General features: G+C 43.8%; 18 protein-coding genes. 14 read left to right on the top strand and 4 right to left on the bottom strand.

Features of this window, described 5'->3' with window-relative positions; all coding sequences use genetic code 11:
• Window positions 1-45: 45 nt before the first annotated feature.
• Complete coding sequence (locus DF182_RS22090) at window positions 46-669, bottom strand: NUDIX hydrolase (RefSeq protein ID WP_161964217.1); 624 nt, start codon at window positions 667-669, stop codon at window positions 46-48.
• Window positions 670-756: 87 nt separating this feature from the next.
• Here DF182_RS22090 and pyrE point away from each other — a divergent pair, with 87 nt between their 5' ends.
• The 3 genes from pyrE (at window position 757) to DF182_RS22105 (ending at window position 2,465) form a co-directional block, all read left to right on the top strand.
• Window positions 757-1,392 carry an orotate phosphoribosyltransferase gene (gene pyrE, locus DF182_RS22095; RefSeq protein ID WP_113617965.1) on the top strand — a complete coding sequence of 212 codons (636 nt, stop codon included), beginning with the start codon at window positions 757-759 and terminating at the stop codon, window positions 1,390-1,392.
• Window positions 1,393-1,440: 48 nt separating this feature from the next.
• Window positions 1,441-1,815 (top strand): heavy-metal-associated domain-containing protein, encoded by a 375-nt coding sequence (locus DF182_RS22100; RefSeq protein WP_113619687.1) that lies wholly within the window; start codon window positions 1,441-1,443, stop codon window positions 1,813-1,815.
• Window positions 1,816-1,877: 62 nt separating this feature from the next.
• The gene (locus DF182_RS22105; RefSeq protein ID WP_113617966.1) at window positions 1,878-2,465 is read left to right on the top strand and encodes a hypothetical protein; all 588 of its coding nucleotides are present in this window, start codon (window positions 1,878-1,880) and stop codon (window positions 2,463-2,465) included.
• Here the strand turns inward: DF182_RS22105 and DF182_RS22110 are convergent.
• Complete coding sequence (locus DF182_RS22110) at window positions 2,451-2,906, bottom strand: LEA type 2 family protein (RefSeq protein ID WP_113617967.1); 456 nt, start codon at window positions 2,904-2,906, stop codon at window positions 2,451-2,453. The two genes, DF182_RS22105 and DF182_RS22110, sit on opposite strands and share 15 nt — an antisense overlap.
• 247 nt (window positions 2,907-3,153) lie before the next feature.
• Here DF182_RS22110 and DF182_RS22115 point away from each other — a divergent pair, with 247 nt between their 5' ends.
• Together DF182_RS22115 and DF182_RS22120 are read left to right on the top strand one after the other, a co-directional pair.
• Window positions 3,154-3,786, top strand: coding sequence for a WbqC family protein (locus tag DF182_RS22115; protein WP_113617968.1), 633 nt, complete (start codon window positions 3,154-3,156; stop codon window positions 3,784-3,786).
• 243 nt (window positions 3,787-4,029) lie between these two features.
• Window positions 4,030-5,430 (top strand): type III PLP-dependent enzyme domain-containing protein, encoded by a 1,401-nt coding sequence (locus DF182_RS22120; protein WP_113617969.1) that lies wholly within the window; start codon window positions 4,030-4,032, stop codon window positions 5,428-5,430.
• A 384-nt stretch (window positions 5,431-5,814) separates the two neighbouring features.
• Here the strand turns inward: DF182_RS22120 and DF182_RS22125 are convergent, their stop codons facing one another.
• Both DF182_RS22125 and DF182_RS22130 read right to left on the bottom strand, forming a co-directional pair.
• The gene (locus tag DF182_RS22125; protein WP_113617970.1) at window positions 5,815-6,648 is read right to left on the bottom strand and encodes a hypothetical protein; all 834 of its coding nucleotides are present in this window, start codon (window positions 6,646-6,648) and stop codon (window positions 5,815-5,817) included.
• Window positions 6,649-6,806: 158 nt separating this feature from the next.
• On the bottom strand, window positions 6,807-7,247 hold the full coding sequence (locus DF182_RS22130) for an Hsp20/alpha crystallin family protein (protein WP_113617971.1): 441 nt from the start codon (window positions 7,245-7,247) through the stop codon (window positions 6,807-6,809).
• A 240-nt stretch (window positions 7,248-7,487) separates the two neighbouring features.
• Here DF182_RS22130 and DF182_RS22135 point away from each other — a divergent pair, with 240 nt between their 5' ends.
• The 9 genes from DF182_RS22135 to DF182_RS22175 all read left to right on the top strand — a co-directional run bounded on the left by DF182_RS22135 (window position 7,488) and on the right by DF182_RS22175 (window position 17,268).
• A complete protein-coding gene (locus tag DF182_RS22135) occupies window positions 7,488-7,901 on the top strand; it encodes a BrxA/BrxB family bacilliredoxin (protein ID WP_113617972.1) in 414 nt (137 codons plus the stop codon).
• A gap of 124 nt (window positions 7,902-8,025) precedes the next feature.
• Complete coding sequence (locus DF182_RS22140) at window positions 8,026-9,324, top strand: prolipoprotein diacylglyceryl transferase (protein ID WP_113617973.1); 1,299 nt, start codon at window positions 8,026-8,028, stop codon at window positions 9,322-9,324.
• Between the two features lie 9 nt (window positions 9,325-9,333).
• Entirely contained in the window at window positions 9,334-9,762 is a 429-nt protein-coding gene (locus DF182_RS22145) for a hemerythrin domain-containing protein (RefSeq protein ID WP_113617974.1), read from the top strand.
• Between the two features lie 252 nt (window positions 9,763-10,014).
• Window positions 10,015-10,902 carry a DUF2167 domain-containing protein gene (locus DF182_RS22150; protein WP_211327186.1) on the top strand — a complete coding sequence of 296 codons (888 nt, stop codon included), beginning with the start codon at window positions 10,015-10,017 and terminating at the stop codon, window positions 10,900-10,902.
• Between the two features lie 592 nt (window positions 10,903-11,494).
• Entirely contained in the window at window positions 11,495-13,969 is a 2,475-nt protein-coding gene (locus tag DF182_RS22155) for an outer membrane beta-barrel family protein (RefSeq protein ID WP_113617976.1), read from the top strand.
• 351 nt (window positions 13,970-14,320) lie between these two features.
• Window positions 14,321-14,866 (top strand): RNA polymerase sigma factor, encoded by a 546-nt coding sequence (locus DF182_RS22160; RefSeq protein ID WP_161964219.1) that lies wholly within the window; start codon window positions 14,321-14,323, stop codon window positions 14,864-14,866.
• Window positions 14,866-15,420: a hypothetical protein gene (locus tag DF182_RS22165; RefSeq protein ID WP_113617978.1), complete on the top strand. Its 555-nt coding sequence runs from the start codon at window positions 14,866-14,868 to the stop codon at window positions 15,418-15,420. The genes DF182_RS22160 and DF182_RS22165 overlap by 1 nt, the downstream gene beginning before the upstream one ends.
• Window positions 15,404-16,483: a hypothetical protein gene (locus tag DF182_RS22170; protein WP_113617979.1), complete on the top strand. Its 1,080-nt coding sequence runs from the start codon at window positions 15,404-15,406 to the stop codon at window positions 16,481-16,483. The genes DF182_RS22165 and DF182_RS22170 overlap by 17 nt, the downstream gene beginning before the upstream one ends.
• A gap of 53 nt (window positions 16,484-16,536) precedes the next feature.
• Window positions 16,537-17,268 carry a head GIN domain-containing protein gene (locus DF182_RS22175; RefSeq protein WP_113617980.1) on the top strand — a complete coding sequence of 244 codons (732 nt, stop codon included), beginning with the start codon at window positions 16,537-16,539 and terminating at the stop codon, window positions 17,266-17,268.
• Window positions 17,269-17,279: the final 11 nt, after the last annotated feature.

Genomic DNA, 17,279 nt, shown 5'->3' on the forward strand with positions numbered 1-17,279 from the left:
TACGAATGACGAACTTCAGATTCATCATTCGTAATTCGCAATTCATTAAATCAACTTCGCTGCCTTAAATACCTCCCGGATGTTTTCGTAGGAGTATTTCAGGAATTTCTCCAGGTTCTGCGGTTTCACCCATTCAATATCCTGGATATCTTCTTCAATCTGCGGAACGGTGAGTTCTGTACCAGTGAACTGCATCCGGTACCAGTATGTATGTTTCAGCACCTTTTTAGCTTTCATGGGGTAGTAGTGGAACGTTTCAGTGATCTTGTGTTCCAGGGAGATGGTGTGCAGGCCCGTTTCTTCGGCTACTTCACGGATGGCGCAGGTTTCGAGGTCTTCGCCCGGGTCCTGTTTGCCTTTGGGAAGGTCCCATTTGCCTCTGCGGAACATCATCAGCACCTCACCACTGGGATTGGTGATCAAGCCACCGGCCGCTACCAGCACGGTAAAATGAAGAGATACCCGTTTAAAAAGCTGCTTTACATCTTCGGTAATAAAAACTGCCGCTTCTGTTTTGCCTGACTCCATTTTCTCCAGTATCTTTTCGATCTTCTCTGTGTCAGGGTTCTGGTAAACCTTGGCCCCATTGATTCCTCCCGGGATATTGTTTTCATTTTCACTGATAATGAGGGGGCGCTCATTCAGGTAAATAGTAATGTTTGCTTGCATAGTTGCAAATGTAATAAGCATTTGATATTTGATTGTGACCAAATAACTAAATACTCAATCTTTAAATGGATTAACTTTGGCGCTTGTATGAGTACAATAAGCGAAAAACAAGTTGCAGAAAAATTACTGCAGGTGCAGGCCGTAAAACTGAGCCCTGCCCAGCCTTTCACATGGGCTTCCGGATGGAAATCCCCGATCTATTGCGATAATCGGAAGATATTATCGTATCCTTATGTACGGGATTATATCAAATCCGAACTGTGTAATACCGTGTTTGAAACTTACCCGGACGCAGCTGTGATTGCAGGGGTGGCTACCGCTGGTATTCCTCATGGAGCACTGGTGGCAGACCAGCTGAAGCTTCCTTTTATCTATGTTCGTTCCAAACCGAAAGAACATGGCATGGGCAACCAGATCGAAGGTGTACTGCAACCTGGTCAGCAGGTAGTAGTGGTGGAAGACCTTATCTCTACCGGCAAAAGCAGCCTGGAGGCTGTACAAGCTATACGGGCCGCTGGTGGCGAAGTGGTTGGGATGGTATCTATCTTCAACTATGGTTTTGATGTGGCGGTGAAAGCCTTCGAAGCTGCAGGCGTACCATTCAAATCATTGAGCAACTACAACGCTATGATCACCCTGGCTGAAGAGAAAGGTATTGTGTCTGCAGAAGAAATCAGCACACTGCAAGCTTGGAGAAGCGCTCCCGACCAATGGGGTAAATAGAAATTGAATATTACTTTTTTTGTATATTCGGATGTCAAAATCTATATTATGCGTATCGTAAAATTAGTCATGCTGTTGTTGATGGCCAGTGTTGGTATGGCCGTGGCACAGCAGAAGAAAAAAGCGCTGGTGACTGCTAAAATCAGCACACCAACCGTACAATGTGAGTCCTGCAAAAACCGCATTGAAAGGTATATGGCTCGCGAAGAAGGTGTACAGTCTACCAAAGTGGACTTTAAAAAACATATCACCACCGTTAAATACTGGGACGACCGTACGAATATCGAAAATGTCAAAACCGCTATTGCCAATGCCGGTTATGATGCAGATAACGTAACTGCCAACAAGGAGAGCTACGATAAACTGCCTAAATGCTGCAAAAAGCCTGAAGATGGCGGCGGCATGGAAAAGAAAAAGAACTAAATTATTATATCATTGCGCGGGAAGGGCCTGGCTCTTCCCGTGGTAATGAGAACTTGTCATGTTTGTTGTTCCCCTGTATTCTTCAATTTAATCTTCCTGCCATTTCCAGCATTCTTTTTAACCCTTTCAAGCACCATCTGGGTGTATTACAGCAGTTGCTGGATGAAGTACTGCCGGCAGATCTTCCTGCAGCACTCAAAAAAATAGGTACTTCCCAGATGGACATGTACACCGGCAATCTCACGCCGGAAGAGATTTATCAACAGATACTAACGTCATTGCAGGGACAGGGCATCGAAGCTCCGGAGGCATTTGCTGCTTATCTGAATATAAGGAAGGGGTATATGGACATTGTGCTGACCGACACTTCCCGGTGGATACTAAGATTGGCAGATGACCCGGTGCGGTACATCCACCTGCATCCCGGGCGGTACAGCCCTCATTCACTACGCATCAAGGCTGCAGCGTTGAAAACAGCAATGGCCTATAAAGCAGCTGCCCGCATGGGACAGTTGAGCGGAATACTGCTTGATGATATCAACCAGGTAAGAACAATAGCAGCGCTATCTCCCGTCAGAAAGCTGGAAGATCTTCAACACATCAAAAAAATACTGACACTGATAGGTTGTAAGGTATCAGAAGAAATTTAAAGCCTGTTTGGTTTCACATTTAATCGGGAAGGGCAGGTAGATACCGCCTTTGCCGACTTTACAGTTACCGGTGGCTTTGATGGTCACTTCTTTATTGGAGAAAGCAGTAAAGGCGTTTTTGAGCACGTTGGCCATATTTACTTCCAGTTTTACCGGGAAATAAAAAGTATCCTTTGCCGGAATATTGATCATTGTGTCCTGTAAGGAATGACCCACTTCGGTATCATCAAAAAATACGTTGAAGTTGGCATCTTTTAATTGCAGACGGTAATTGTTGGGGTTGTAATATGCCAGGGTGAGCCGTACGATGCTTTTGGACATACCCATCTCATCCATTTGAAGATTGGCAACTCTGACAAACTGCAGATCTTTCATTTTTTCGCATGAGCTTGCTAATCCCCAGATGGCAAATATGATGACGAAGAGTCGGATTATTTTCATTGTGATCGGTGAACTTTTATTCTCAAACCTACTGCAAAGGTTTTATTTATCAAAAAACCGGGCCTGAATTGGGAAACATTTAACGGCAGTTTTTACAAAAGCAGGTGAGAGACCAGGTGTCCTTCATGGGGCTGCTTAAATTGATCTGCCAAGCAACTAATATCTTTAGTATTTTTGCGTTTGCCTGATATTTTGCTTTAACTGGCTGGGTACTAACTTTATTAGGCGGTTTAAAATTTTTGATATTATGACAGAGCATGCAAAAAGCGAGGTATTACTAATTGAGACGCAGTATTTTCCGCCTATTAGCTTTTATAAAACATTAGCCCAACACGATACATTACAGATTGAAAAATATGAGCACTATCAAAAGCTCAGTTTCAGAAACCGTTGTTACCTCGCCGGTCCGAATGGGCGCATGATTTTAAGTGTGCCATTGACCCGGGGAAAGAACCAGCGTACCGTTATCAAAGACGTGCGGATCAGTAATGAAGAGAAATGGCAGGCGTTGCACTGGAAAACGCTGGTGTCTGCTTACCGCCGTTCTCCCTGGTTTGAATATTATGAGGAGGATTTGCAGGGATTGTTTGAGCAACCTTTTAACTTTTTGCTGGACTGGAACATGGCCTGCTTTGAATGGGTAAACAGCAAGCTCGGCATTAACCCCACGATTACCTTTACGGAAAATTACCAAAAAGAGGTCCCCGGTGTTACCGATGCCAGAGATCGTATTCTTCCTAATGCAGCTGCTGGTGAAGATGCACTTCAGTATACCCAGGTTTTTCAGGAAAGAATCGGTTTTCTCCCCGATCTCAGTATCCTGGACCTGCTTTTTTGCGAAGGAAAACAGGCAATAAACCTCATTAATGATGAGAAATAAATATTAACTAAATATATTCAATCTGTTGATTTGTAATTGTTTGTATATTTGTTCCAGTGTTCGTCTGTTCCAAGGGGGCACCACTTGAAAAAAATTACCGGAGCAATCAACAAAATATTTAGCTTTGCAACCAATTTTGCTGGGTTTCGAACTGACGTAGGTGTGTAAACCAGGAGTTTCCAGCGAGGAAAAGGAGCATTTATCCTGTAGTTTATTTTATTACTAATTCATTTGCAGATTTAAATGAACAACACCTACACCGACCTCGTTAAACAGACTTTTGAATTCCCTCAGGAGGGCTTTGAAGTCAAAGACAATTACCTGGAGTTTAACGGTTTGGACATTAAGGCGCTGATTGACAAGTACGGAACGCCATTTAAGTTGACCTACCTTCCCAAGATCGGAATGCAGATCAACAAAGCCAAGAAGATGTTCCATGATGCCATCAAGAAGAACAGGTATGACGGAAAGTATTTTTATTGCTATTGCACTAAAAGTTCGCATTTCTCCTTCATTATGGAGGAAACCCTGAAACATGGTGTACACATCGAAACATCGTTTGCTTACGACATCGATATCGTAAACAAACTGTATGAAAAGAAAAAGATCAACAAGGAGACCTTTGTACTCTGTAATGGTTTTAAGACCAAAGCCTATACCAGAGCCATTTCCAGACTGATCAACAGCGGGTTTAAAAACGTAATCCCTGTACTGGACAACAAAGAGGAGCTGGAAGACTACAAACGGAATATCCGGATTAAAGATAAGGTGAAACTCGGTATCAGGGTGGCGGCAGAAGAAGAGCCCAGCTTCGACTTCTATACCTCCCGTCTGGGTGTACCTCCCCGCGATATCCTGGAGTACTATGTTGACAAAATCAAGGGTAATGAGAAGTTTGAGCTGAAAATGCTACACTTCTTTATGAACAAGGGTATCAAAGATGATATCTTTTACTGGTCCCAGTTCAACCGTGTGATCAACCTGTACTGCCAGCTCAAAAAGATCTGCCCTGAACTGGACAGCATCAATATCGGTGGTGGTTTCCCGATTAAACACTCACTGGGCTTTGATTATGACTATAATTATATCGTTAACGAGATTGTAGCCAATATCAAAAGTACCTGTAAAAAGAATAAAGTACCGGTACCGGACATCTATACAGAATTCGGTTCCTTTACTGTAGGTGAGAGCGGTGCCGTGATCTACAGCGTAGTAGGTGAAAAAATGCAGAACGACAGGGAATCCTGGTATATGATTGACAGCTCTTTCATTACTACCCTGCCGGATACCTGGGGTATCGGGGAGAAATTCCTGATGCTGCCCATCAACAAATGGGACCAGGAATACCAGGAAGTTCACCTGGGCGGCCTCACCTGCGATGGTTACGACTTTTATACATCTGAAGAGCATATCAACGCGGTATTTTTGCCTAAACAGCAGCCCAGCGGTGAGCCATTGTATATCGGATTTTTCCATACAGGCGCTTACCAGGATCAACTGAGCGGATATGGCGGTATCAAACACTGTCTTATTCCTTCACCCAAACATGTGATCGTGGGTTACGACAAAAATGGTCAGCTGAAAGATTGGTTGTACGCAAAAGAACAAACCTCTCAAAGTATGTTGAAGATATTGGGTTATTAAAAAAATGGGTTAGTAATCCTACAGGGGCTCTGGGAAACCAGAGCCCCTTTTTGTTTTATACCACAAATAAAAAAGGCTTTCATTACTGAAAGCCCAATCCATGGCATAGGTTAGATGATGTCCACTAGCATAAGGACAATAGGAAATAATTTGATATCACAAATATAGGGTAGCCGTGTACGATAGATAAGCCCTAATAGTTGTAATTTTTTTTAAGCAGTTCTTGTAAAGTTGGTGCTTTTTAAAGCCAATTTATTATTATGACATTTACAAATTATTAACATTTACGGGGACTTGCACAAAATGAAGTTCGGGGCTTTTCCGGGTTAAAAGGGGGATTTTGAAAAACAAAAAAATGTTATATCTCACACGGACGTGTAGGTGTTAGTCTTCCTGGGCTTCATTAAGGTATCCGATAGCTGCACCACATTGTTTTTCTATTTCAGTAAAACAGGCCTCCAGCAGCTCCATTTCTCCTTTTATGAAGGCCGATTTTCCTGATCTGGAGAAGCCTTTCACCAGCAGAAACTGTTTGGTGAGGTTCTGGTTGATCAGCGACAGGTGCTGTTTTTGCTTTTCGTGGGTGCGTTGCTGTTCCATCGATATAATATTACGATAATACTGGCCCAGCGCCCGGATCAGAAACAGCATATAGAGGATGACCGTGATCGGGTTGGATAGGTACTGAAAGGAATCGGAATAGCCGGAGCTGACATATATCGAGATGTCATTGATTCGGATATACGCCACTCCGCTGAGGTATACACAAAGTAAGCCACAGAGGATCAGGGAGGTACGCAGGTTGACCGTAATATAAGCCAGTAGTATGCTCATGGCCCATGCAATGGCATATCTGGGGGATAGGTCCTGATGATTAAAGAAGGAGGAGGAAGCTGATATTAATAAGGTACCGAAGGAGGCGGTCATGCCTATGATGCCGGCCGGGACACCTCTTTTTAACAGATACAGACAGCCCAGCAAGACGCCGGCCAGACAGGGAATGAGTATCAGGTTGACTTCATTCTGGCTGATCATGGCCAGTAACAGGATGGGAAACAACAGCAGTATGTAAAAAAAGAGATAATCAAAGAGGAGCCGGAGTTTTGCCTGTTCGTAAGTATCGTCTGTACGGAGCAATACCTGTCCAATCACTGCTTTCTCTGAGCTGAGGTAAATGTTTTTAGTGAATAACCAGGCGTTCCTGAAATGCTTTGCCATTAGCGCTATGCTTAAGGAAGCAAATTATCGTATTAATAGGCTTCGCTGGATTCAACGTTTGTGTGAATTATACACATAAAGAAAGGAGGCACCTTTCGGTGCCTCCTCTAAACCCCCATGTTATTCCCGGCTTCCTCCGGGAAGCCGATATGTATCCCTTATTCTACTACGATGTCTTTGGGAGCATCCTGTTTGTTTTCCTTTTTGGAAAGGGTCACTTTCAGAACACCATTATCATATTTTGCCTGAATCCTGTTCGTGTCTACTGCATCGGTGATGCTGAAGGAACGTTTAAAGGATTTGAAGTTAAACTCACGGCGTACTTGTTTATCGCCTTCGTTTTTGGCTTCGGCTTTCTTTTCAGCGCTGATGGTAATAGCTTTATCGTTGGCACTGATTTTAAAATCTTCTTTGGAGAAACCGGGCGCTACTACGTCGAGCAGGTAGGCGTCTTTGGTTTCTGTGATATTTACCGGCGGATGGGTGGTAAAGAAGTCGCTGGTCAGGAAATCATCTTTTACATATTTATTCCATCCATTGTTAAAAATATCTTCAACTAATCTGGGGAGCGGGCTGTTGTTAAATTTTACGTGTGTCATAGTTTTTTATCAATTTTTTTGTGTGAAATCAAATTTTTGTTCAACACTGGTTACAGATCAAATGGGATACCATGCCAGTAAAACTGCTATTTTGTTAGTAAAAAGGTTACAGATAATGACGTTTTGTCATTTTAATTGTTTGGTTTGTGTCAAAAAGTCTTTTTGAGAGGTCGTTTTTTTACTTTTTGCTCCTATATCTTTAACTTTGTCGAAAATCTTAACAGAAAAAACTATAATTATATGTATCCAGCGGAATTAGTTATGCCTAGAAAGGCAGAGTTAACGGATAACGGGTTCGAAGAGTTGCTGACTTCATCCGGAGTAGAAGAAACCTTGAAAAAAGAAGGGACCACTTTGGTTGTGATTAACTCTGTATGTGGTTGTTCAGCCGCTACAGCCCGTCCGGGTGTGCTGATGGCACTGGCCGGCAGTGAAAAAAAACCAGATAGACTGACAACCAGCTTTGCCGGTTTTGATGTGGAAGCTGTTCAGCAGATCCGTACCCACCTGCTGCCTTATCCTCCGTCTTCTCCTTCTATTGCCCTCTTTAAAGATGGACAATTGGTACACTTTATCGAACGTCATATGATTGAAGGTCGCTCAGCACAGATGATTGCTGCTAACCTCAACGACGCGTTTGAACAATATTGCTAATACTTTAATTTCGAAATTCAAATTTCGAATTTCGAAATTGCATCGTACTTTGGTGGTTTGATTTTCCTTTTGATAATTCGGCTTTGTTCATAGGAAAACTCAGATCACCAATTTTTTTTTGGCTATGTATCCTAATTTATATTACGCTTTCAGAGATCTGTTCGGTCTGGAAATACCCCTGTTTAAAATCCTGCAAACATTTGGCTTTTTTGTAGCCATTGCTTTCCTCGCAGGTGCATATGTGCTGACAAATGAATTGAAACGCCGGGAAAAACTGGGTTGGCTGAAGCCTGTTACAGAGAATATCCTGGTAGGTGGCCCTGCTACTACCGGTGAATATATTGGCAATGGTATACTGGGTTTTTTATTGGGATGGAAAGGTATTGGGTTGATGTTGAACTGGGCTACTGCTTCCCAGAACTTCCAGGGTTTTATCCTCTCCGGTGACGGAAATTTCCTGGCCGGCCTGGCAGGAGCCGCTTTGTTGGTTTTCCTGAAATACAACAGCACCAAAGGTAAAAAAGGAACACCTGCCAAAAAAGAAGCTGTGAGCATCTGGCCTCATCAGCGGGTACCGGATATTATAGTGATGGCTGCCATCGCCGGATTGTTGGGCGCCAAAGTATTCCATAATCTGGAGAACTGGAACGATTTTGTACAAAACCCAATAGATGCCCTGCTGTCTTTCAGCGGCCTTACCTTTTATGGTGGCCTTATTGTGGCTACCATCGTGATCCTGCGATATGCCCGTAAAAAACAGGTGAGCATCAAACACCTGATCGATAGTGCTGCCCCAGCGCTCATGCTGGCTTACGCAGTAGGTAGAATGGGCTGCCAGTTTGCAGGTGATGGTGACTGGGGCATATACAACAGTGCCTACGTAACCGATAATACCGGACATATGGTACAGGTGTCTCCTACAGAATTTAACAAAGCAGTACAACAAAACATCGGCTTTTTCCAGCAACAATACAGTGATACCGCCCATATCCCACATGCACCTTTTGCCAAACCTGCTGCCCTGAGCTTCCTGCCGGACTGGTTTTTTGCTTCCGGATATGCACATAACGTAGTGAATGAAGGCGTGCCATTGCCAGGCTGTGACGGACAATACTGCCGTGTATTACCCGTGGGCGTTTATCCCACACCGTTGTATGAGATTATCGCCTGTCTTATACTGTTTGGCGTATTGTGGGCCATTCGTAAACGAATAACTGTACCAGGCGTCATCTTCGGTATCTATCTTGTATTAAACGGTCTGGAAAGATTCTTCATTGAAAAGATCCGCGTAAACACGAAATACAACATCTTCGGTTTTCACCCTACTCAGGCCGAGATCATCTCTGCCCTCATGGTGATAGGAGGTGTTATCTGGATCATGTACTGCCGTAAAAAAAATGCACCTGTAACTACGACTTCCTGATAATCATTTATGCAACGTCATTCAGCACTAATACCCTTATCGCATGAGCATAAGCGTCTGTTATTTGTATGCCGCTACCTGAAAAAAGATGCGGCACCCTATGAAGGGTTTCCGCTGGAAACACAGGCCCGGTTTGAATATATGGTGAAAGTGTTTCAGGAACTTATGGTTCCCCATATTCAGAAAGAAGAGTATCTTTTTGAAAAATGTGCCGGCAGAAATACAGCAGTAGATGCCCTCATCGCTGAGTTGCAGCAAGAACATCGTGCTATCTCTTCTATGTACAGCGCTATTACGGAAAGCACCAATCTGGAAGATGATATGGATAAAATAGCCACGAGCCTGGAAATGCATATCAGAAAAGAAGAACGGGTGTTTTTTGAGCTGTTGCAGAAAGAATTACCTGATATGCTCCAAAATATTCAATTGGAGAAATAAATTTTTTTTTATCTTGTTGTACCTGGAACAATGAACGCATTACAGCAGGTAAAGTAGTCAACTTATTTTACCTGCTGTAACAAAAGCACTAAAATGCTATCCGCTTCATTTTGTAGTTGCCTATATTATTTTAACCTGATCCTGTTAACAACCTTTGCCACTATCCATTTTTGTTGAGCTGTTAATCACAAATCTGAAACCTTTCAATCCGGTTTTATGCGGATGTATTTTACATGCTTGTTATTAATCTGTTTGTCGGGAGCCCCGAAGGCTATAGCCCTTGCCCGTGAAGACAGTTTGAATAAATATGACAAACTGGATCTCAAAGAAAAGATCAGCGCCTCATTTTCCTATCAGGAAGGAGCTGTAGTATTAAATAATGGCGCCTTGCTGAAAGTGCCGGAGGGTTTTCGTTTTCTGGATGCTGGTCAGGGAAGCATCCTGGTACAACGAGTCTGGGGAAATCCTGAAAACCCCGGTTTCCTTGGATTATTGCTGCCAAAACAATCCAGCCCCCTAGATAAAGACGTGTTGGGAATAGAGATTTCCGCCGATTCTGCCGGATATGTAAGTGAATTAGAAGCCCGACAGCTTAATTATACCGCCCTTTTGCAGGAAATGAAACAGCACCTGGATGAACAAAACAAGAGGAGAAAACGGAATGGCTTCTGTGTGGTGACTGCCATGGACTGGGCCATCCCCCCATATTATCAGCCGGAAAATAATACCCTGCACCTGGCCCGCCTTCTGTTTGTGGATCGTGGCGAGCCGCTGCTGAATTATGAAATGCGTATCCTCACCCGCAAAGGAGCCTTGTGCCTTACTGCCGTAGCAGACGCCGGCCAGTTAAAAATGATACATCAGCTGATGCCAGCCCTGGTAAAAAAAATCACGCTGCCCGCAGGACAAAACTATCACGATTTTAACCCCCGTACCGACGCATTGGCTTCCTGGTCCAACAAGGTACTGATGGTAGGCAAGATCCTGAGTGCCCGTTACTTTTTTCAGTCGGTACTCAATACCTGGTTATTTGTTCTAGTTTCCCTAATGATTGTATTATTTATATATACCATGCAATATTTTCATCGCCGGAGGCATATTCCCAAACAATTCTTTCGGATTGACGAGCGTTTAAATTAATAACCGTTCGCGCTGATATGTCGGTGACCCTGGCCTTCAGTTTTGTCCTTCCTTTTCTGAAGATGTTTACCACCCGTTTTGTCTCTTTTGGGGAGATATCCGCTTTTTTTGTCCTTTGGGTAGTGATGCCGTAGGGGTAAAGGGGGAGATATCCGTCTTATTTGTTTTGCTTATAATGTCAGGTGATGTATGCCAATAATGCCCAAAAGGGGTATTTCCCACTTGTATTTGTGCTTTTGGGCCGGTCGATGTCTTATTTTGACCGCCTGTGCCCGCCGTTTTACCTTTAAAACCAGTCTGTGCTTTTTAGTCCGCTTTTTTTGAAACATTTCCTTTTATCCGTCGTCTTCTTGTTGTTTCTGTTGCACTTTACCGTTCATCACTTCCTACAAACCGTCTGTGTAAAGATTTGGTACTATGTAATGCATGATACCTACTTTTGCAATGTAGTTGATAAGCTACTGTAGTATATGAACTACTGTAGTATATTAACCAAGGTTCTTTAAGAAGGGATTCAAAATCGTCGTCAAAGAGAAAGCAACCAGGAACAAAAAATCTAAAAAACCACTAAATAATCTAAATCCGCCCTTATATGAAATCAATTTTTAAAGCGTTTACCTTAACAGCAGGAATAGTAGGCGCTGCGTTAACTTCCCAAGCACAAAACGGAACCAAAGTAGCAGGTAAGATTGTCCGTACCGGAGACCAACCGGTAGAGTTTGCTACAGTTACCTTATTAAAAGCCGGTGACTCTTCACTTGTAAAAGGAGCCATCGCAGACATCAGCGGTAAATATGAGTTCGAACAGATTAAACAGGGTAAATACCTCATTGCTGCCGCAGCAGTAGGTATGTCAAAAGCCTACAGCAAACCTTTTGAAGTGAACGGTTCCACTGTAAACGTTCCGGCTATCGCCATGGAAGGGGCTTCCAAAAACCTGAAAGCTGTAGATGTGACTGCCCGCAAGCCTTTTGTAGAACAGAAAGCCGATAAAATGGTGGTAAACGTGGAAAGCAGCATCACCGCTGCTGGTGGTACCGCCATGGAAGTACTGGAAAAATCCCCGACCATCAATGTAGACAAGGATGGTAACATCTCTATGAAAGGTAAAGGTGGGGTAGTGATCATGATTGATGGCAAACCCACCAACATGTCTTCCCAGGAAATCTCTGAGCTGCTCAAAAGTATGCCTAGTTCCAACGTGGAACAGATTGAGCTGATTGCCAATCCTTCCGCCAAATATGATGCTGCCGGCAATGCGGGTATCATCAACCTGAAACTGAAAAAGAACAAAAACTACGGAACCAACGGTAGTGTGAACCTGGCGGCTGCCTACGGTATCAGAGGCCGTGCCAGTGGTGGGCTTAACCTCAACCACCGGAATGAAAAAATGAACATATTTGGTTCGTATAACTACAGCAACCGCGATAACTACCAGGAGTTGGGCGTTTATCGTACCCTTAACAGTGAAGGGGGCTCTCGGGTGTTTGATCAGCTGAATGTCATGATACCTAATAGCGAGTACCATGGTGGAAAAATCGGTATGGACTACTTTGTATCCAAAAATCACACTCTGGGTGCGATGGTAGATCTGACCAGCAATAATCGTAAAATCCCCAGCGATGCTACCACCAAAATCAGTACTGCAGGCATGATTGACTCTATTCTGCATACCAACATGAATAACCCCAGTAAATGGAAACGGGGAGCTTACAACCTTAACTATCGTGGTATCCTCGACAGCACAGGCAAAGAACTGAACATTGATCTGGACTATGCCCGCAACTCCAATCAACAGCATTCATCCATTATCGCCCTTACCAAAGATGCTGCAGATATGAAACGACTGAGCAGCGATACTTCCCGTAACAATCAGCCGTCTACCATCGAAATCAAAACTGCAAAGATAGATTATGTACATCCGTTGAAAGGCCAGGCCAAACTGGAAGCCGGTTTGAAGCTGAGTTTCGTAACCACCGACAATGATGCCCGTTTTGACTCACTGCGCAATGATAGCTGGATCAAGGACGAACGTCGCTCCAACCACTTTATCTATAAAGAAAATGTGAATGCGGCCTATATCAATTTCAATAAACAATTCAAAAAACTGAATGTGCAGTTAGGTTTGAGAGGTGAGCAGACAACCATCAGCGGTAATTCCCAGTCTACCAGAAATAACGAAGAAAAGATTGTGAAGAATGATTCCAGCTATTTTAACCTGTTCCCTAGCGCTGCCCTGACTTATGAGCTGAACAAAGACAACACCTTTGGCTTTACCTACAGCCGCCGTATTCAGCGTCCGGACTATGAAGAGCTGAACCCGTTTGAATTTTATCTGGACCGCTATACTATGCAGGCCGGTAACCCAAACCTGAAACCTCAGTATTCCAACAACTTTGAGATCAGCCATACCTTCAAACAGTTCCTTATCACTTCACTGGGTTACACTCATACTACCGATATGATGACCAAAATTCTGGAAGCGGCCGTAGATCAGGCTACCGGAGATACCACCGTTACCCGTTACCGTTATCAGAACGTGGCTAAGGCTAATAACTTCAACCTGAACATCTCTGTGCCAATGCCTATCACCAAATGGTGGACCTCTTTCACCACTCTGACCGCTTCCTACAATATGTTTGAAACAGTGGTAGACAAAAACGACGTGAAACTGTCTTCTATGGCCTTCTTTGGCCGGACCCAGCAGTCTTTCACGATCACAAAGGACCTGAGTGCAGAAGCAGTCTTGACTTATGTTTCTCCGCAGGTGACTGAAGAAGGATTGTTCAAGATGAAATCTATGTTCGGTTGTGACCTGGGTATACAACAGAAAGTGCTGAAAGGAAAGGGGATGGTGAAACTGGGCGTATCAGACATCTTCCGTACCAACTACTTCCGCGCCAACTTTGAAAATGCAGGCAGAACCATCGCACTGTTTAACTCATGGGATTCAAGACAGGTACGTGTTTCCTTTAACTACCGCTTTGGTAATACCAATGTAAAGGCAGCCCGCAACCATCAGACCGGACTGGAAGCAGAACAGAACCGTGTAAAATCAGCACAATAACAATATAACCTTGCATTAAGATGGTTTTTTAGGTATATATAAGGATGGAAAAACGCGGCCCTTTTCGTCAGGGCTGCGTTTCTCTCCCTCAAAAAACATCATTTCGTCACAAAAAAGCAGGGTTTGGTGGATTTTACAGCAGAAAAGGTATCGCTCCAATTAATTTTACAAAAAAAATTTCAAGAAGCATAAAAGGTATTTATCTATATAAATAATTAATAATTAAATATTTAATAGCTTTTTGTCAACAGGCCCTATTCCAAAGCAGAACAAAAATTCCAGAGAACGGCCCAACCACATGCAACCTTTTTTACAATCATTGTCTTTATAATGAAAGCATCAGCCAGTAACTTGAATCAGACGCAAATAGACGGGAATGTCATAGACCGCTGCAAAAGAGGGGATGTTCGCGCATTTCGCGAACTGTATAATGCTTATGCTGCAGCGATGTACAACATTTGTTTGCGTATGACCGGTAACGTTAGTGATGCGGAAGATACGCTACAGGAAGCCTTCATACAGGTACACCGGAACATCGGTAAGCTGGAAAGTAATACCAGTGTAACCGCCTGGATTAAAAGGATTGTGGTGAACCACTGTCTGAATAATCTCAGAAAGAAGAAAGTGTACTTTGAAGAAGTGGAGGAAGTAGAGGTCGCGGAAGAACCAGGTATCGATGAAGATTCCTTTACCTGGACCGTATCAGCCGTAAAGTCAGCCATTCACGGGCTGCCACAGGGTTACCGTACGGTGCTGAATCTCTATCTGTTTGAAGAGTATTCTCACCGGGAGATTGCGGAGATGATGGGTATTACCGAATCTACCGTCAAAACGCAGTATATGCGGGCGAAGGAAAAGGTAAGACAGATTGTAAAACAGCAAAATTTAATTCGTTAATGCCGGACAATTTCGAAAGTTTTATCCAACAGCACCGGGATGCCTTTGAAGGCCCAGGTCCCTCACCAAGAGTATGGGAAGCGTTGGAAAAAGAGTTGGGAGGAAGCCGTAAAGGCAAGGTGGTACAGCTTTTGAGCAAAAACTGGTTCAAAGCCGCCGTCATAGCAGTATTACTGGTTAACGCCGCCGTACTGTTTTATATGACCAGACATAAACAACATCAGCAGGAACTGGCCAACATCCTGCCTGAGATGCAGGACGCCAAATTATACTATACTTCACGCATCAACGAAAAACTGGAGCTGATCAATGCCTATCCGGCCAATCAACTGGGTCTGGACAGCGCAGCCCGCCAGGAACTGCAGCTCCGTAATGATACCTACAAAACACTGGAGAATGAACTGAAAAATAATCCGGGTAATGAAAGAATCCGGGGCGCCATGATACGCTACTATCAGCTCAAACTCGACCTCCTCGATAAAATTCTCGAAGAGCTGCAGGATAAACACGCAGCTCCCACTCACCTAAAAAAACGATATGAAGCTGAGATTTAATTTCTTGTTCTGCTTGTTATTTCCGCTGCTCGCATGTGCAGAAAAGGGTGAACTTACCTATAAAAAAGTCATCACAAAAGAATTTACCGTTAACGCGGGTGCTTCGTTTAACCTGAGCAACAAATATGGTAAAGTGGTATTTCATGCCTGGAATAAAAATGAAATTAAAGCCGTGGTAAGCGTTACAGGCTTTGGTAAAAATGACCAGGAAGCGCAGGAGATAGCAGAGATGGTGGAAATTACCACCCAGCAAAGCAGTTCGGCAGTCTCCCTGACTACCGTGTACAATTCCTCCAAATCAGGTTCCTGGTTTTCCTTTGGAGGGAAAAAAGACTCCAGGGAATATGTGAACATCGATTATGATGTGTATATCCCGCAAAGTCTCTCCCGCCTGAAGGTAGACAACGTTTTCGGCGATGTGATTGCAGATAAATTCAGTTTCCCGGCAGAGCTGACCATGAACTATTGTTCTTATGATGTTCGTGATGCCCAGGACCTGACCCTGCGTATCAACTTCTGTGACAAGGGCCGTATCGGCAAAGCCAACAAGGTAGTGGTGAAGGGGAACTATTCAGAGCTGCGTGCAGAACAGCTGGAAACCCTGGACGTATCTTCCAACTATAGTAACTATACCGTCACCAATCTGGGAGACCTGAAACTGTCTGCCAACTATGACAACTATAAAATTCAACGGGTAAACAGTGTAGCCGGTCACGTTACTTTCTCCGATACCAACCTGGGTGAGATCGTACAGGACATCAATATGAAAATCACTTATGGTGACCTGATCATTAAAAAAGTGGTACCTGGGTTTAAAGGTGCCGACCTGGTGCTGACCTTTTCGGACCTGAAAGTAGCGGTACCCCGCAAACTGCCGCTACAGCTGGATATTCTCCTGGTCAATGGTGGGCTCCGTACCGGTGGGTTGGAACTGAAAAACGTAGTATCCAATAAAACGTCTACCTCACTGAGCTATACCGCCCAGGCAGGTAATGGCAGCGAAAGTTCGCCCCGTATCAAAATAAAAGGTACCAACGCAGACGCCAGCCTTGACACTTATTAATAATATTCGGCCATTCTAAAACCTTCATTATAAATCTTTCTAAAAAAATCCGCATGAAAACGATCAAGTATGTAGTATCCGCCACTTCTTTTATGGTTCTCTTCACGTTACTGGTATCTTTTACCATCCATCGCTCAGAGAGAGTCAGAGGTAATGGAAATATAAAAACAGAGAACAGAACAGCCGGCAGCTTTACCGACATCAGCACTTCCGGTGTTTTTAAAGTAGTGGTGCAGCAAGGCAGTTCCAACAGTATAAAAGTAGAAGCAGAAGAAAACCTGCTCCCTTATATTAAAACCGAAATTTCCCATGGAGAACTGCAAATTTTCACCGGCAACAATGTGAGCCTTAATCCTACAAAGGATATGGTAGTATACGTTACCCTGCAGGAAGTGAAAAAGCTGACTGCGAGCGGCGCCAGTTCTTTCAATGGTGTGGGGACGCTTAAAGCCAACAACCTGGCTCTGTCTTTTAGCGGGGCGGTTCATGCCAATCTGGACCTGAATATCAAAGACCTGGAAGTAGGTTTGTCCGGTGCCAGCAAAGTAATGCTGAAAGGTACGTGCGACAAGGGAGTATATACGATTTCCGGTGCTGCCAACGCAGATGCGCTGGATTTGCAGACAGAGCAGGCAGAAGTTGGGGTTTCCGGTAGTGGCGAGGCCAGTGTGCAGGTAGATAAAAAACTGAATGCCAACGCGTCCGGAGCGGGCCGTATAAAATATAAAGGCGAGCCTTCCATTACCCAGTCTGTTTCTGGTATGGGAAGAGTTCGTAAGCTCTAATTTTTTTAGAT

It is taken from the genome of Chitinophaga flava, from assembly GCF_003308995.1.
Classification (GTDB): Bacteria; Bacteroidota; Bacteroidia; order Chitinophagales; family Chitinophagaceae; genus Chitinophaga; species Chitinophaga flava.

Excerpts from the sequence above, each read along its gene's own strand:
- DF182_RS22090 (WP_161964217.1), bottom strand. The coding sequence starts at position 669 with ATGCAAGCAAACATTACTATTTACCTGAATGAGCGCCCCCTCATTATC.
- pyrE (WP_113617965.1), top strand. The coding sequence starts at position 757 with ATGAGTACAATAAGCGAAAAACAAGTTGCAGAAAAATTACTGCAGGTG.
- DF182_RS22100 (WP_113619687.1), top strand. The coding sequence starts at position 1,441 with ATGCGTATCGTAAAATTAGTCATGCTGTTGTTGATGGCCAGTGTTGGT.
- DF182_RS22110 (WP_113617967.1), bottom strand. The coding sequence starts at position 2,906 with ATGAAAATAATCCGACTCTTCGTCATCATATTTGCCATCTGGGGATTA.
- DF182_RS22115 (WP_113617968.1), top strand. The coding sequence starts at position 3,154 with ATGACAGAGCATGCAAAAAGCGAGGTATTACTAATTGAGACGCAGTAT.
- DF182_RS22120 (WP_113617969.1), top strand. The coding sequence starts at position 4,030 with ATGAACAACACCTACACCGACCTCGTTAAACAGACTTTTGAATTCCCT.
- DF182_RS22125 (WP_113617970.1), bottom strand. The coding sequence starts at position 6,648 with ATGGCAAAGCATTTCAGGAACGCCTGGTTATTCACTAAAAACATTTAC.
- DF182_RS22130 (WP_113617971.1), bottom strand. The coding sequence starts at position 7,247 with ATGACACACGTAAAATTTAACAACAGCCCGCTCCCCAGATTAGTTGAA.
- DF182_RS22135 (WP_113617972.1), top strand. The coding sequence starts at position 7,488 with ATGTATCCAGCGGAATTAGTTATGCCTAGAAAGGCAGAGTTAACGGAT.
- DF182_RS22140 (WP_113617973.1), top strand. The coding sequence starts at position 8,026 with ATGTATCCTAATTTATATTACGCTTTCAGAGATCTGTTCGGTCTGGAA.
- DF182_RS22145 (WP_113617974.1), top strand. The coding sequence starts at position 9,334 with ATGCAACGTCATTCAGCACTAATACCCTTATCGCATGAGCATAAGCGT.
- DF182_RS22155 (WP_113617976.1), top strand. The coding sequence starts at position 11,495 with ATGAAATCAATTTTTAAAGCGTTTACCTTAACAGCAGGAATAGTAGGC.
- DF182_RS22165 (WP_113617978.1), top strand. The coding sequence starts at position 14,866 with ATGCCGGACAATTTCGAAAGTTTTATCCAACAGCACCGGGATGCCTTT.
- DF182_RS22170 (WP_113617979.1), top strand. The coding sequence starts at position 15,404 with ATGAAGCTGAGATTTAATTTCTTGTTCTGCTTGTTATTTCCGCTGCTC.
- DF182_RS22175 (WP_113617980.1), top strand. The coding sequence starts at position 16,537 with ATGAAAACGATCAAGTATGTAGTATCCGCCACTTCTTTTATGGTTCTC.